This is a genomic window from Kitasatospora sp. NPDC058190 (assembly GCF_042883685.1).
Lineage (GTDB): Bacteria > Actinomycetota > Actinomycetes > Streptomycetales > Streptomycetaceae > Kitasatospora.
The window spans coordinates 24,990-40,143 of record NZ_JBHVVI010000083.1 but is presented as its reverse complement, the minus strand read 5'-3'; the positions used below and the strand labels follow the sequence as shown (position 1 = coordinate 40,143).

Below are 15,154 nucleotides of genomic sequence, written 5' to 3'. Positions count from 1 at the left end.
CACACCCGCGTTGAGCGGCACGGCAACCACCGGAATAGGGCGGCCCCGCGCACTGCGTCCTCGCTAGTGTTATTTCAAAAGGAATCTCCAACCCCAGGAAACCCTGAGGCCGGGGATGTCAACATATCTGGCGTTGACTTTTGGCACGCTGTTGAGTTCTCAAGGAACGGACGCTTCCTTCGGACCGCCTTCCAGCGGGCCCTCCGGGCGCTTCTTTCTTTCGTGTTTCCAGCTTATCAGATGTTTTCCGCTCCGTTTCCGGGGCTTCCTTCATCCAACTCGCCGGTGTCTCCTGGGGCTTGACGCCCCGTCCGACGTTTCAAACTCTAGCCGATCCCCGCTCCGAAAAGCGAATCGACCGCAATCCGATAAAACGTGCACGCCGAATAAGCACCGAGCCGCACCGCGAGAACGCGAAAACGACCGGCACGAACCGGAAGTGGTGTTTCAGAGGATTGGTCGCCCCGGGACCGTCCGCGCAAATGCGTGTCCGGTGCTCCCTGCCGAGCGACTAGAGAACACTACCCCTCTCGGGCGCCTCAGGCAAACCGGTCCCAGGGACGGTCCGGGTGCAGAGCACACGGCCCGGCTTCACGTACTCGCCATTGGGATGGTCGTTGCCCGCGACCCACTGGCGGGCGGTGGCCTCGTCCCGGCCGCCGTCGCGGTGGCGGCGCAGCAGTCGCTCCTCGCGGACGGCGTCGTCGGTGTGGACGTACCAGAGCTCCCGCAGCAGTCGGCGGGCATCCGGCCAGGGGGTGTCGGCGGAGGCTAGGTAGTTGCCCTCGGTGATGACCAGGCGGGTGTGCGGACGCACGATGTGGCGGGCGGCGACCGGCTCGTCCAGGGTGCGGTCGAAGTCGGGGACGTAGATGTCCTGGAAGCGGTCGGCAGCGATGCGGCGCAACAGGGCGAGGTAACCGTGGGCGTCGAAGGTGGCCGGGGCGCCCTTGCGGTGGGTCAGGCCGAGGCGGTCGAGCTGGGCGGCGGAGAGGTGGAAGCCGTCGAGCGGGACGTACGCCGCGGTGCCGGGGCCTTCTACGCGTTCGACCTCGGCGACCAGGTGGCGCGCCAGCGTGGACTTGCCGGCGCCGGGCGGACCGGCAAGTCCGAGGATCGTGCGGGCGTTACTGCCCGGGCCGCGGAGAAATCCGAGGGCAAGGGCGGTGAGGCGGTCCTCGTTCATGGCCGCACCTTACTCACCCGTCCGGGCGCGATGGACGGGTGAGGAGACGCGATGGACGGGTGAGGAGAGGACGGCCAAGGGGAGGACCGCTGGGGGAGGACGGTTCAGGACAGGGCCGGCAGATCCAGCGTGAGGGTGCCGGCGTCGGCGTCCAGCAGTGCGGGGACCCCGAGCGGGACGGTGAGGGTGGACGGGCAGTGGCCGAAGCCCAGTTCCCAGATCACCGGCACGCCGAGGCCGCCGAGGCGGTCGAGCATCACGTCCCGTACGCGTTCGGGACGTCCGCAGCCCTCCCAGGAGCCGAGGGCTATGCCGGCCACGCCGTCGAGGGCGCCGGAGCGGAGGAACTGGGTGAGCAGGCGGTCGAGCTGGTACGGGTGCTCGTTCACGTCTTCGAGGATCAGGATGCTGCCCGCATAGGAGGGGCGGGCGGCGGGCGTGCCGCGCTCGGCGGCGAGGACGTGGACGCATCCTCCGGCGGTGACGCCGCGGGCTCGGCCGGGGACGAGCGCGGTGGCGGTGGACGAGGTGAGGACGGCGGTGGAGGCGGGGTCGAAGAGGGTCCGACGCAGGTGTTCGGCGGTGGGGCCGTCGTCCACGAAGGAGGCGGCGGAGGCCAACGGCCCGTACAGGGTGGCGAGGCCGAGGCGCTGGGCGAAGGCCTCGTGCAGGGAGCTGACGTCGCTGAAGCCGATGAAGGGCTTGGGTCGCGCCGCGCGCATCGCGGTCCAGTCGATCAGGTCGACGATGCGGTGGACGCCGTAGCCGCCGCGGGCGCAGATGACGGCGTCGACGGTGGGGTCGAGCCAGGCGCCCTGGAGGTCGGCGGCGCGGTCCGCGTCCGTACCGGCGAGGTAGCCGAGGGCGGGGTGGGTGTCGAGGACGTGCGGGGCGACGGTGACGCGCAGGCCCCAGGAGCGGAGGATCTCGCAGCCGGCGGTGAGTCGCGCGGGGTCGATCGGGCCGCTGGGGGCGACGACGGCGATGTGGTCGCCGGCGCGCAGGTGCGGCGGGCGGGTCAGTCCCTGACCGGGAGTGGTCGGGTTCTGGTCCATGGGCCGGGCCTTTCGGGGAAGGAGTGGGGCTGCGGGCGGCCTCGGGTGAGGTCGAGGCCGCCCGGTGACGATATGCCCCCGCCTCGACCGGCCGATGTCCACCGGTCGACGGCCCGAGGACTCCGCAGGTCGGGAACCACCCGGGTCGGGGCTCCTCGGGTCGGGCAGCCCCGGACCGGTCGACTGAGGGCTCTTCAGATCGCCCCCATCACCTCCCGCACCTCGGCGAGGGTGGCGTCGGCGATGGCGTTGGCCCGCGCCGCGCCGTCGCGCAGGACCTGCCGCAGGTGGCCGCGGTCGGCGGCGAGTTCGGCGCGGCGGGCACGCAGCGGGCGGAAGTACTCGTTGACCGACTCGATGACGGTGCGCTTGAGCGCGGCGGCGCCGCCGTCACCGATCTCCTCGGCGATCGCCTCGGGGGCACGTTCCTGGCAGAGTGCGGCGAGCAGGACCAGGCCGGACACCTCGGGGCGGTTCGCCGGGTCGTAGCCGATGCGGCGTTCGGCGTCGGTCTTGGCACCGCGGATGATCCGGGCGGTCTCGTCCTCGGTGGCGCCGAGGGGGACGGCGTTGCCTCGGCTCTTGCTCATCTTGCCGCCGTCGGTGCCGAGCAGCATCGGAGCGTCGGAGAGCAGCGCCTTGGGCCGGGGGAAGACGGCGCTGCCGTCGGCGTGCGGGTAACGCTCGTTGAAACGGCGGGCGACGGTGCGGGCGACTTCGAGGTGGGGCAGCTGGTCCTGGCCGACCGGGACGAGGTCGGCTTTGCAGAACAGGATGTCGGCGGCCTGGTGGACGGGATAGGTGAACATCAGTCCGTTGACGGCTGCCTGGCTGGAGTGGGCGATCTCGTCCTTGACGGTGGGGTTGCGGCTCAGTTCGGCGACGCTGACCAAGCTGAGGAAGGGCAGCAGCAGCTGGTTGAGGGCGGGGACGGCGCTGTGCGCGAAGATCGTGGCGCAGTCGGGGTCGAGGCCGGCCGCGAGGTAGTCGAGGACGAGGTTCTCGGTGTGCTCGGCGAGCCGGTCGGCGAGGTCCCGGTCGGTGATGACCTGGTAGTCGGCGACCAGCACGAACATCTCGACGCCCCGGTCCTGGAGGCGGACGCGGTTCTGCAGGGTGCCGAAGTAGTGGCCGAGGTGGAGCGGGCCGGTGGGGCGGTCACCGGTGAGGACGCGGTGGGCGGCCGGGTCGGCGATCGGGTCCGAGGCGGTCAGGTCGGACACGACGGTGGCGGTGGTCATCGGGATTCTCCCTCGGTACGGCGGTGGTGTCGGCCGTCCGGGGCGAGGGGCCCGTCCCGCGGGGGAAACGCAGCAGGGCCGTCCATCCCGGACGGCCCTGGTCAGGCGAATGAGGTGGCCGTCCTAGGACGGCCACCAGCACAGGCCCGTGAAGCGCTTCATGCGTTCAACGATAGCGGCACTTCGTCGGCGGCACCGGCCTTTGCCGGTATCAGCCCTCGCCCCCGACGGCACCGGTCTTTGCCGACACGATGACTTTTGACTCCCCGACAAGCTCCCCCTACCGGGGTCACGGCGAGCGGCGGGATAGGTTTGCCTCACCTAACCATGATCGACCTGTCCCGACCCGTGAAGGAGCGTCGCGTGGCCCCCGACTCCGACGGCCCGACCCTCGTCCCCCGCACCCCCACTCGCCGCCGCTTCCTCACCGTCGGGGTCGCCGGCGCCGTCGTGCTCGGCCTCGACGGGCTGCTCGCCGCCTGCGGCGGATCGGGCGGGACCGGCGGCAGCGGCACGCGCCCGGGCGGCGGCTCGTCGCCGGACCAGAAGTCGGTCAAGCAGGGCGGCGACGACTACGCCACCGTGATCGAGAAGATGACGGGCTTCGGCACCGACGCCGCCCCCGGCGTCTACCCGCGCACCGTCAAGCACGCGATGGGCGAGACCGTCATCCCGGCCAAGCCCACCCGGGTCGTGGTGCTGGACACCGGCGAGCTGGACAACGTCGTCTCGCTCGGCATCCAGCCGGTCGGCGTCGTCCACACCGACGCCTCCAAGTCCCTGCCGCCCTACCTCAAGGACAAGGCCGGCAACCCCGCCGCCGTCGGCACCATCAACAGTCTCAACCTGGAGGCGATCGCCGCGCTCAAGCCCGATCTGATCCTCGGCAGCCAGCTACGCGCCCAGGACCAGTACGCACAGCTGTCCAAGATCGCACCGACCGTCTTCTCACTGCGCCCCGGCTACCCCTGGAAGCAGAACTTCCTGCTCAACGCCAGCCCGTTCGGCCTGGAGGCCGAGGCCAGGGCGCAGCTCGACGCGTACCGGGCGGCCGCCGCCGCGATCGGCGCCGAGCTCGGCGACAAGCGGCCCACCATCACTCCGCTGCGCTTCATGCCGGGCCGCACCAGGCTCTACGCCGAGCTGTCCTTCATCGGCACCATCCTGACCGACGTTCCGCTGCCGCAGCCGAAGATCGAGCAGGTCAAGGAACTCGCGGTGGAGGTCAGCCCGGAGCAGATCGACAAGGCCGACGCCGACTGGATCGTCTACGGCGTGTACGGCAGCCCCAGCTCGACCAACCAGGACGCGGTGCTCGGCGGCGCGCTCTGGAAGACCCTCGGCGCGGTCAAGTCCGGTCAGGCCCGGCCGGTTTCGGACGAGACCTGGTTCCTCGGGCTCGGCGTCACGGCGGCGAACGCGGTACTCGCCGACCTCAAGGGCTTCGTCGCGCCCGGCAGTTGAGCCGATACGCCCGGTAGGGGTGGCGGTGATCTCTCGGTGGTCGCGCGCACACGCCCGGGATTGGCGCTTGGAGCTGGTCGCGCGGTGCGGGAGGATCGTCAAGACCGTCCCCTGAAGGGCCCGCCGATGACCTCGCACCATCCCGCCGCCACCGACCCCGCCCTGCCCGGCCCGCCCGCGGACGGCGCCGGCTCCTCACTTCCGGCCGCCGTACCGACCGGCACGGCCGTCGCGACGGCCCCGGCCGCCCCGGCAGCCCCGGCCGCAACGTCCCTACCGGACGCGCATTCCACGCTGATCTGCTCGATCGCCACGGCGGCCGAGGGCGGCGTGGCCCCGGCCGGCGCGACCCGGCAGAGCTGCGCCGCCCGCCACGACTCGGTGCCGCGGCCGCGCACCGCGGAGGACACCGAGGCGTACCTCGCCGCGACCGCCGCCCCGGCCGCGGCGGAAGGCGATCCGACGACGGCGCGGCTGCGGGCCGCCTTCGCCGACCGGCTGCGAGCCGCGCGCGCCGAGGGGCGCTCGCTGACCGAACTGGCGGCCGCCTGCCGACGGCCCGTCGAGGAGGTGCGGGCACTGCTCGGCGAGGAGGCCGGGGACGACCCCACAGAGCAGGACGCCCCTGCGGGCGACACCGGGCCGGGGTTCGTACGGCTCCAACAGCCGGCGACGCCCGCGGAGGCCAACCGGCCCGCGCCCGCCCCGCGTTCGGCCCGCGAGGAGCTACGGAGCTTCGGCTCCCGCCGGCCGTCGCCCTCGCGCCGACTGCGCCGGATGCACCCGCAGGCCGACCGGACCGGGCAGGAGGCGGCCGCACGGGAGACGGCCGCGACCTACCCGGCGGGCGCCGAGCCGCGCGGTGCGGGGTGGGTAGGTGAACTGACCGGTGCAACGGGGGCGGTGGCCGATCACGCGCTCCCGGCCGCTGCGGCGGAGGGCGCGTTCGGAGTTCCGTCCGGGGCTTCGTTCGACGCTTCCTTCAAGGCTTCGTCCGACGCTTCCTTCAAGGCTTCGTCCGACGCTTCCTTCAAGGCTTCGTCCGGAGCCCGGACTGGAACCGGGGCAGGGGCAGGGGCCGGGGAGTCCCGGACCGAACCCCCGCTCGGCATCCTGATCGGCGGCAGCCCGGGCCAGCCCGACGCCGTCGGCCGCGCGGAGGAACGGACGCCGGTCCGGGCGGCGGCGGAGCCGATCCGGATCGGACGCGGCACCAGCCTGATCGTGCTGCCCTCCTGGCGCCCCGCCATCGCCGTCTCGGTGTCGACCGAGCAGCTGCTCGCCGAGACCGGGCTCACCGTCGAACAACTGGCCGACGCCCAGCTGACGGTGATGATGAGCCCCTGGGCCCTGCACGACCGGGAGCTGGACCTGCACGGCTGGGAGTCCGGCCCGGCCGCCGGGCGGGGTCGGCGCGGCGGGCGCGGGTAGCGGCGCCCGTCAGTCTGGCCGGGCTACCGGGCGACCGGGGCGTTCGGGACGTAGCCGAGGTCGACGGGTACCGGAGGGAGTCCGTCGACCGCCCAGCCCGCGCGGACCGTCTCCAGCAACTCCGGGAGCCGGGGCGGCCAGAGCGCGTCGGCGTTCTCGTCGGCGAGGTCGGCCGGGGTCCACCAGCGCCAGCCGAGGATCCGGTCCTCGGCGTGCACCGCGCTGACGTCGCCGACCGGGCCGCGGTGCGGTCCGCTGGTGAGGTAGATGTGCTCGTGCTGGCGGACCGGGGTGCCGTGCCAGGTGAAGTCGTGCTCCCAGGTGCAGAGCAATGGTCCGGGTTCGAGGTCGGTCCAGCCGGTCTCCTCCCACAGCTCTCGCCGGGCACCGACCAACGGGCTCTCGCCCCGTTCCAGTCCACCGCCCGGCATGGTCCAGTGGACGCCGACCTCGTCGTTGTCCGAACGGAGCAGGAACACCGAGCCGGTCTCGTCCAGCACCACCGTCCGGGCGGCCTGCCGGGGAACGCGTTTACGGGGTCGCAGCAGATTTCGCATCGGGACACTCTGACAGCGCTCGACCAGGGCGTCGAGCGGATTCACCGGCCTGGCCCCGCACGTGAACCGCTGGACCACGCCCTGCGCCGATCGGGCACCGATCGGCGCAGGGGCGGGCGCCGAGGCGCGCGCCGGGGCGGGCCCGCCGGCCGTACTCTGGCCGCCATGTCCGTACCCGCGATCCTCTTCCCCGCCGATCCGCTCAACCCGCGCCGGCCCGACCCACACTTCACCTGGGAGGCCAGGATGCTGCGGGAGTTGGGCGGCCAGCACCATCTGGTCGACCACGACGCGCTGCTCGCCGGGCACGCCGAGGAGGCGGTCCGGCGAGTGCCCCACGACAGCGGCCCGCTCTGGTACCGGGGTTGGATGCTCCCCTCCGCCCGGTACGCCGAGTTCGCCGGCGCACTCACCGCCCGCGGCGGCAACCCGCTGACCAGCGCGCCCGGTTACGCGGCGGCACACGAACTGCCCGGCTGGTACGGCGCGTTCGAGGGGGCGACCCCGCCCAGCGTCTGGATCCCGACCGCCGGGACGGCGGCGCCCGGACCGGAGGAACTGGCGGCGGCCGCGGCCCGGCTCGGCGGGAGCGGACCGGCGATCGTCAAGGACTATGTGAAGTCGCGCAAGCACGAATGGCACGAGGCCTGCTACGTGCCGGAGCTGGCCGACCTGGCGGCCGTCGGCCGGGTGGTCGGACGGTTCGTCGAACTGCAGGGCGAGTTCCTGACCGGCGGGGTGGTGCTGCGGCGGTACGAGGAGTTCGAGCACGCGGGCGGCAGGGCGGGCCAGGCGGACGGCGGGTCGGACCGCACGAACGGTGGACCTGACCGCGCGGACGGTGGACCGGACGGTGCGGACGGTGGACCGGACGGTGCGGACCGGCGGGCCGTGGAGGCCCGGGTGTGGTGGCTGGACGGTCGGCCGATCCTGGTCGGGCCGCACCCGGACGCCCCGCACCAGGAGGTCGAGCCCGACCTGACCGACGTCCCCGCGCTGGTGCGCAGACTCGGCTGCCGTTTCGTCACCACCGACCTCGCCAGCCGGGCCGACGGCTCCGGCTGGCGGGTGGTCGAGGTCGGGGACGGGCAGGTCAGCGACCTGCCGCGCGGGATCGACGCCTCGGGGCTGCTGGCCTCACTGATCGCTGCCTGACGGCTTCACCGTCGGACGGCTTTCGCTTCGAACTGCTTTCGGTTCGAACTGCTTCGGGGCCGGGCGGCTTCCGGTCGAGGCCCGACGGCCTATCCGGCGGCGACCGCCTCGGCCGCCGGGTGGCCGTCCGCGATGAACGCCTGCCAGAGCCGGGCGTACGCGCCGCCCCGGGCGAGCAGTTCGGTGTGGGTGCCGTCCTCGACCACCCGGCCGTGGTCCAGCACGACCACCCGGTCGGCACGCTCGGCGGTGGTCAGGCGGTGCGCGATGACCAGGGTGGTGCGACCGCCGCTGAGCCGGTCGGCGGCCTGATTGACCACCGCCTCGGTGGCCAGGTCGAGCGCCGCGGTGGCCTCGTCCAGCAGCAGGATGTCCGGGTCGACCAGTTCGGCCCGGGCCAGGGCGATCAGCTGGCGCTGGCCCGCCGAAAGGTTCCGCCCACGGCCCGCGACCTCGTGGTCGTAGCCGCCCGAGAGCCGGACGATCATGTCGTGCGCGCCGACTGCCCGAGCCGCCGCCTCCACCTCGGCTGCCGAGGCGTCCGGCCGGCCGTAAGCGATCGCCTCGCGGACCGTGCCCGCGAACAGGTACGCCTCCTGCGGCACCACGCCCAGCCGATGGCGGTACTGCGCCAGGTCGTAGCGGGTGAGGTCGACACCGTCCACCCGGACGGTGCCGGCCGTCGCGTCGTAGAACCGGGCGACCAGCTTGACCAGCGTCGACTTGCCGGCACCGGTCTCACCGACCAGCGCCACCGTCTGACCGGCGGGCACGTGCAGGTCCACGTCGCTCAGCACCTCCGGGGCACCGTCCGCGCCGCCGTTGTAGGCGAAACCGACGCCCTCGAAGGAGATCTCGCCGCGCAGCCCCTTGGGCACCGGGACCGGGTCGGCGGCCTCGGCGGTGGTGGTCGGGGTGCGCAGCAGTTCGCGGATCCGACCGAGGCCCACCGAGGCCTGCTGGTAGCCGTCGAACACCTGGGACAGCTGGTTGACCGGGGCGAAGAACAGGTCGATGTAGAGCAGGTACGCGACCAGCGCGCCGACCGTCAGCGTCCCGGCGTCGACCCGGGCGGCGCCGACGATCAGCACCAGGGCGGCGGCCACGCTGGAGAGGAACTGGACGAACGGGAAGTACAACGAGATGTAGAACTGCGCGCGGACCCTGGCCTCGCGGTAGGCGATGCCCCGGGCCACGAAACGGTCGGTGTTGGTGTCCAGCCGACGGAAGGCCTGGACGATCCGCATGCCGGCCACGTTCTCCTGCAGGTCGGCGTTGACCGTGCTGATCAGGTCGCGGGAGCGCTCGTACTGGTCCTTGGACTTCTTGCGGAACACCAGGGTGGCGATCACCAGCAGCGGCAGCACGGCGAAGACCACCAGGGCCAGGCCGGCGTCGATGATCAGCAGGGCGACGAAGATCCCGGCGAAGGTCAGCAGGCTGACCACGGCGGTGACCATGCCGGTCTGCAGGAAGGACGTCAGCGAGTCCAGGTCGGTGGTCATCCGGGTCATGATCCGGCCGGTCAGCTCGCGCTCGTAGTAGTCCAGGCCGAGCCGGTTGAGGTGGGCGAAGATCTTGAGCCGAAGGGTGTAGAGCACGCGCTCGCCGGTGCGGCCGCTGACCCGGTTCTCGGCGCTCTGCACCACCCAGTCCAGCAGGACCACGACCAGCGCGGTGATCGAGGCCACCGCGACGCCGGCCATCAGGCCCTTGCGGACGCCCTCGTCGATACCGTGCCGGATCAGCACCGGCAGCACCAGACCGGCGGCCGCGTCCAGGGCGACCAGCAGGAAGGCCAGGGCCAGCGGGGCGCGGAAGGGGCGCAACATGCGGCCGAGGGTGAAGTCGGGGTCGCCGGCCTCTGCCTCGGCGCGGGGGACGGCGGGGGTGTCGGCGGCCGGCGGGAGGGCGGCGACCTTGGCCATCAGGTCGGGGTCGGCGGTGCGGGCCGCCTTGGCCAGGGCGGGGGTGGCGGCGGCCACGGGCGCGGGGGGCTGCTCGGCCGGGCTGCTCTGGCCGTCCTGCCCGTTCCGGCCGTCCTGTTCGGCGTGGTCGGCGTGGTCGGCGTGGTCGGGCTGGGGTTCGAGCTGGGGCAGGGGCGCGGGCTGGGGGGTGCGGCCGGCCTCGGGGTCGGTGATCAGGGCCCGGTACCGGGGACATCGGGCTTCGAGTTCCTCGGGGGTACCGATGTCCAGCAGTCGGCCGCGGTCCAGGACGGCGATCCGGTCGGCGAGCTGGAGGGTCGAGCGGCGGTGGGCGATCAGCAGGGTGGTGCGGCCGGCCATCACCGAGCGCAGCGCATCGTGGATCTCGGCCTCGACCTGCGGGTCCACCGCCGAGGTGGCGTCGTCCAGCAGCAGGATCCGGGGGTCCGTGAGGATCGCCCGGGCCAGGGCGATGCGCTGGCGCTGGCCGCCGGAGAGGGTCAGGCCCTGCTCGCCGACCTTGGTCTCGTAGCCGTCCGGCAGCGCGCGCACGAACTCGTCGGCCTGGGCGGCGCGGGCGGCGGCGACGATCTGCTCGTCGGTGGCGTCCGGGCGGCCGTATGCGATGTTGGTGCGGACCGACTCCGAGAAGAGGAAGCTCTCCTCGGGGACGATGCCGACCGCCGCGCGGACCGAGTCCAGGGTGAGGTCGCGCAGGTCGTGGCCGTAGAGGCGGACGGCGCCCGCGGCCGGGTCGTAGAAGCGGGGCACCAGCTGGGCCACCGTCGACTTGCCGGAGCCGGAGGCGCCGACCAGGGCGAGGGTCTCGCCGGGGGCCAGCTGCAGGCTGAGGCCGTGCAGCACGGGGGCGGGGTGCTCGGGGTCGTAGCGGAATTCGACCTGGTCGAACTCCAGGGCGACCTCGGGGGTGCGCGGGCCGACGGTGGTGCCGGTCGGGGATCCGGTCTCCTGGTTGCCGGCCTTCCGCGTCCCGTCCTTTCGGGCCCCGTCCTTCCGCGTCCCGTCCTTTCGGGCCCCGTCCTTTCCGGTCCGGTCGGGGCTGCTGTCCGGGGTGCTGTCGCGGGTGAGGTCCAGGGTGAGAGCGTCCGGGCGCTCCCGGACCAGCGGGCGCTCGTCGATCAGCTGGAGGACGCGCTCGACGCCCGCCCGGGCCTGCTGGCCGACCGTGATGACCATGGTCAGCATCCGCACCGGGCCGGTCATCTGCGCGACGTAGGTGGAGAAGGCGACGAAGGTTCCGAGCGAGACCTGTCCGTCGACGGCGAGCCAACCGCCGAAGGCCAGCACCGCGACCTGGGCGAGGGCCGGGATCGCCTGCATCGCCGGGTTGTAGCGGGCGTTGAGGCGTATCGACCGGAGCCGGGCGGCGAACAGGTTGTGGGAGGCCTGCTCCAGCTTGTCCCGCTCCTGCGCCTCCTGGCCGAAGCCCTTGACCACCCGGACGCCGCCTATCGCGCCGTCCACCACGCCTGCGACGGCGGCCGCCTCCTGCTGGGCGGCCCAGGTGGCGGGGAACAGGCGCTTGCGGCTGAGCACGCTGACCCACCACAGCGCGGGGGCCATGACCAGGGCGATCAGGGTGAGCGGCGCTGACAGCCAGAGCATCACGGCCAGCGACATCACGAACATCAGCAGGTAGCCGGTCATCATCGGCAGCATCGAGAGCAGGCCGTTGATCAGCTGGAGGTCGGAGGTCGCGCGCCCGACCACCTGGCCGGTGTCCAGGCGGTCCTGGCGGTGGCCGTCGAGCCGACCGAGTGAGCGGAACAGGTCGCTGCGCATGTCGTGCTGGACATCGAGGGCGAGCTGACCGCCGTAGTAGCGACGGACCTGGGTGCAGCCGAAGACCACGACGGCGGCGAGCAGCAGCACCACCGCCCACGGGGTCAGCGAGCGGGTGTGGGCGACGATGACGTCATCGATGATCAGCTTGGTGACCAGCGGCACCAGCGCGGTGACGGCCATGCCGACGAGCGAGGCGCCGAAGGCGAGCAGCAGGCTGCTCCGGGACCGCCAGCTGTAGCCGATCAGTCGGCGCAGCCAGCCGCTTGTCTCGGCGGGCGCGTCGGGGTGCGGCTCGGGCTGCTGCTCGACGAGCGTGTCCGTGGGCGGCTCGGGGGCCGCCGGGCCGCTCGGGGATTGCTCCACCGTGGATCCGTGAGTCTCGGGCATATTTAGGGATGCTAACCATTTCGTCGGGTGGCCGCCATGGCATTTCCGGCCGCGCGGGGTGGTCGGAGTGGGCGCCAGGGCGGCCCGGATCGTCCGGTCCGGCGGACTGGGCAACAGCCTGCGGCCTGCACTGATTCCCGATCGAACACAGTTGCTGTTCGTGAGTCCGTCGCCCCTCCAGGGTCGCCGACGGCCCGACGGGCGCCCAGCGACCCGGGGGCGGGCGGGCGCCGTCCTTTGGACCTAGGGCCGGGGACGGGCGGTGCGCTTCGGCAGCTGGGCCCCGGAGGCCGGAGCGCTCCGACGCCAGAGCGCTCGGACACCGAAGCGCTCGGACGCCGGGATACTCGGGCGCCGGGGCGCTCGGGCGTCAGGCCCGTCCGGGCATCAGGCCCGCCCGGACGCGTCGGCAGCCGCCGAGTCGGCGGCAGCCGCGAAGGCTCCATGGGCGAGGGTGTGCAGCAGCGCGGCCATGCCGTCGCGCTGCAGGCCGACGCGCTCACCCTGGGCCGGGTTCGGGCCGAGGCTGTGCGGGGTCGAGTTGATCAGACCGAAGACCGCGTGCACGGCGGCCCGCGCCACCGGCTCGGCGCCAGGGCCGGCGAGCGGCGGGTAGGCCTGTCGGACCACGTCCACCCACAGCTCGACGTAGCCGCGCTGCAGCCGCCGAACGGTGCGGCGGTCCTCCTCCTTGAGGTTCAGCAGCTCGCGGTCGTGCAGGGTGATCAAGTCGCGGTCGTTCAGGGCGAAGTCGACGTGGCCGCTGATCAGCGCGTCCAGCGCGGCGGACGGGCCGTCGCCGCCGCCCGCCCGTCGCCGCCCCTCCCCCAGCAGGCGCTCGCTGATGCCGATCAGCAGATCGGCGAGCATCGCGTCCTTGCCGGCGAAGTGGCGGTAGAGCCCGGGGCCGCTGATGCCGACGGCCTTGCCGATCTCGTCCACGCCCACGCCGAGGAAGCCGCGGGCGGCGAACAGCCGCGCGGCCTCCCGGCGGATCTGGTCGCGGCGTGGGAGCGCGGAGGTTGCGGGGACGTTCGGCATGCTGCCCATCGTAGACAGTCGGGTTATCGACCGTTAACCTGGGCGCGTAAGTTAACGTTAATTAACGTGGGAACCACGGGCGCACCGGCATCCGGACCGCCCACCTGCTGCCGAGGGCAAGGGAGCTCTTGGGAATGGTCATCTCAACCACCGGCGCCCCCTCCGGCGTCCGGCTCAGCGCGGCGAACGGCACGTCGGCGGCACCGGGTGCCGTATCGCCGGGAGCCGCCGCTCCGGCTCCCCGGCTCGGCACCTCCGTCGACCCGGGCTCCGCGGCCTACCGAGCCAACACCGAGGCGCACCAGGCACTGGTCGCCGAACTGCGCGCCAAGCTCGACGCGGCGGCCCTGGGCGGCGGCGCCAAGGCCCGCGCCCGGCACACGGCACGCGGCAAGCTCCTCCCGCGCGACCGGGTGGACACCCTGCTCGACCCGGCCTCGCCCTTCCTGGAGCTGGCCCCGCTGGCCGCCGACGGGATGTACGACGGGGCCGCGCCCGCGGCCGGAGTGATCGCCGGCATCGGCCGGGTCGCCGGACGCGAGGTGGTGGTCGTCGCCAACGACGCCACCGTCAAGGGCGGCACCTACTACCCGATGACGGTGAAGAAGCACCTGCGCGCCCAGGAGGTCGCGCTGGAGAACCGGCTCCCCTGCGTGTACCTGGTGGACTCCGGCGGCGCCTTCCTCCCGATGCAGGACGAGGTCTTCCCGGACCGCGACCACTTCGGCCGGATCTTCTACAACCAGGCCCGGCTCTCCGCTGCGGGCATCCCGCAGATCGCCGCCGTGCTCGGCTCCTGCACGGCCGGCGGCGCGTACGTCCCGGCGATGAGCGACCAAGCCGTGATCGTCCGCAACCAGGGCACGATCTTCCTGGGCGGGCCGCCGCTGGTGAAGGCCGCCACCGGCGAGGTGGTCACCGCCGAGGAACTGGGCGGCGGCGACCTCCACTCCCGCACCTCGGGCGTGACGGACCACCTGGCCGAGGACGACGCCCACGCCCTCTCCATCGTCCGCACCATCGTGTCCGGGCTCGGCCCGCGCGCGGCCAAGCCGTGGCCGCTCACTCCGGTCGAGCCGCCGGCCGTCGACCCGGCGGGCCTGTACGGGGCCGTCCCGGTCGACCCGCGCACGCCCTACGACGTGCGCGAGGTGATCGCCCGGCTGGTCGACGGCAGCCGCTTCGCCGAGTTCAAGGCCGAGTACGGCGCGACCCTGGTCACCGGTTTCGCCCGGATCCACGGCCACCCCGTCGGCATCGTCGCCAACAACGGCGTGCTGTTCTCCGAGTCGGCACTCAAGGGCGCCCACTTCATCGAGTTGTGCGACCAGCGCGGCATCCCCCTCCTTTTCCTGCAGAACATCACCGGCTTCATGGTCGGCCGGCAGTACGAGGCGGGCGGCATCGCCAAGCACGGCGCCAAGATGGTCAACGCCGTCGCCTGCACCCGCGTCCCGAAGCTGACCGTGGTGATCGGCGGCTCGTACGGAGCCGGCAACTACTCGATGTGCGGCCGGGCGTACTCACCTCGCTTCCTGTGGATGTGGCCGGGCGCCAAGATCTCCGTGATGGGCGGCGAGCAGGCGGCCTCCGTCCTCGCCACCGTCCGCCGCGACCAGTTGGAGGCGCACGGCGAGGAGTGGCCGGCCGAGGCGGAGGAGGAGTTCAAGCGCCCCGTCCGCGAGCAGTACGAGCGCCAGGGCAACGCCTACTACGCCACCGCCCGACTCTGGGACGACGGTGTGATCGACCCGATGGACACCCGCACCGCCGTCGGCCTCGCCCTCACCGCCTGCGCCAACGCCCCGCTGGCACCGCCCGCGCCGTACGGCGTCTTCCGCATGTGACGCCTCGCACCGCGCCCCTTCGTGGTGTGACCCTCGTGATGCGCCTCCCGATGTGA

General features: G+C 72.8%; 10 protein-coding genes. 4 read left to right on the top strand and 6 right to left on the bottom strand.

The window, feature by feature from the left end; genetic code table 11:
• Nucleotides 1–511: 511 nt before the first annotated feature.
• From ACFVWU_RS31085 to trpS, 3 genes are all read right to left on the bottom strand, one after another.
• A complete protein-coding gene (locus tag ACFVWU_RS31085; protein ID WP_387627129.1) occupies nucleotides 512–1,186 on the bottom strand; it encodes a nucleoside/nucleotide kinase family protein in 675 nt (224 codons plus the stop codon).
• A gap of 104 nt (nucleotides 1,187–1,290) precedes the next feature.
• The gene (locus tag ACFVWU_RS31080) at nucleotides 1,291–2,241 is read right to left on the bottom strand and encodes an LD-carboxypeptidase (protein WP_387627127.1); all 951 of its coding nucleotides are present in this window, start codon (nucleotides 2,239–2,241) and stop codon (nucleotides 1,291–1,293) included.
• A 194-nt stretch (nucleotides 2,242–2,435) separates the two neighbouring features.
• A complete protein-coding gene (trpS, locus tag ACFVWU_RS31075) occupies nucleotides 2,436–3,482 on the bottom strand; it encodes a tryptophan--tRNA ligase (RefSeq protein ID WP_387627125.1) in 1,047 nt (348 codons plus the stop codon).
• Nucleotides 3,483–3,845: 363 nt separating this feature from the next.
• On the opposite strand from trpS, the gene ACFVWU_RS31070 reads away from it, so the two are divergent.
• Both ACFVWU_RS31070 and ACFVWU_RS31065 read left to right on the top strand, forming a co-directional pair.
• Nucleotides 3,846–4,946, top strand: a complete 1,101-nt coding sequence (locus tag ACFVWU_RS31070) for an ABC transporter substrate-binding protein (RefSeq protein WP_387627123.1) — start codon at nucleotides 3,846–3,848, stop codon at nucleotides 4,944–4,946.
• Between the two features lie 126 nt (nucleotides 4,947–5,072).
• Nucleotides 5,073–6,377, top strand: coding sequence for a hypothetical protein (locus tag ACFVWU_RS31065; protein ID WP_387627122.1), 1,305 nt, complete (start codon nucleotides 5,073–5,075; stop codon nucleotides 6,375–6,377).
• Nucleotides 6,378–6,400: 23 nt separating this feature from the next.
• Here ACFVWU_RS31065 and ACFVWU_RS31060 read toward each other — a convergent pair whose 3' ends face one another.
• Nucleotides 6,401–6,934 carry an NUDIX hydrolase gene (locus ACFVWU_RS31060; RefSeq protein ID WP_387627121.1) on the bottom strand — a complete coding sequence of 178 codons (534 nt, stop codon included), beginning with the start codon at nucleotides 6,932–6,934 and terminating at the stop codon, nucleotides 6,401–6,403.
• A gap of 165 nt (nucleotides 6,935–7,099) precedes the next feature.
• On the opposite strand from ACFVWU_RS31060, the gene ACFVWU_RS31055 reads away from it, so the two are divergent.
• Complete coding sequence (locus ACFVWU_RS31055; RefSeq protein WP_387627119.1) at nucleotides 7,100–8,089, top strand: ATP-grasp domain-containing protein; 990 nt, start codon at nucleotides 7,100–7,102, stop codon at nucleotides 8,087–8,089.
• 89 nt (nucleotides 8,090–8,178) lie between these two features.
• On the opposite strand, the gene ACFVWU_RS31050 is transcribed toward ACFVWU_RS31055, so the two are convergent.
• Together ACFVWU_RS31050 and ACFVWU_RS31045 are read right to left on the bottom strand one after the other, a co-directional pair.
• Complete coding sequence (locus ACFVWU_RS31050) at nucleotides 8,179–12,210, bottom strand: ABC transporter ATP-binding protein (RefSeq protein ID WP_387627117.1); 4,032 nt, start codon at nucleotides 12,208–12,210, stop codon at nucleotides 8,179–8,181.
• A 387-nt stretch (nucleotides 12,211–12,597) separates the two neighbouring features.
• A complete protein-coding gene (locus ACFVWU_RS31045) occupies nucleotides 12,598–13,251 on the bottom strand; it encodes a TetR/AcrR family transcriptional regulator (protein WP_387627115.1) in 654 nt (217 codons plus the stop codon).
• A 134-nt stretch (nucleotides 13,252–13,385) separates the two neighbouring features.
• Between ACFVWU_RS31045 and ACFVWU_RS31040 the strand changes: the two genes are divergently transcribed.
• A complete protein-coding gene (locus tag ACFVWU_RS31040) occupies nucleotides 13,386–15,098 on the top strand; it encodes a carboxyl transferase domain-containing protein (protein ID WP_387627113.1) in 1,713 nt (570 codons plus the stop codon).
• The last annotated feature ends 56 nt before the right edge of the window (nucleotides 15,099–15,154 follow it).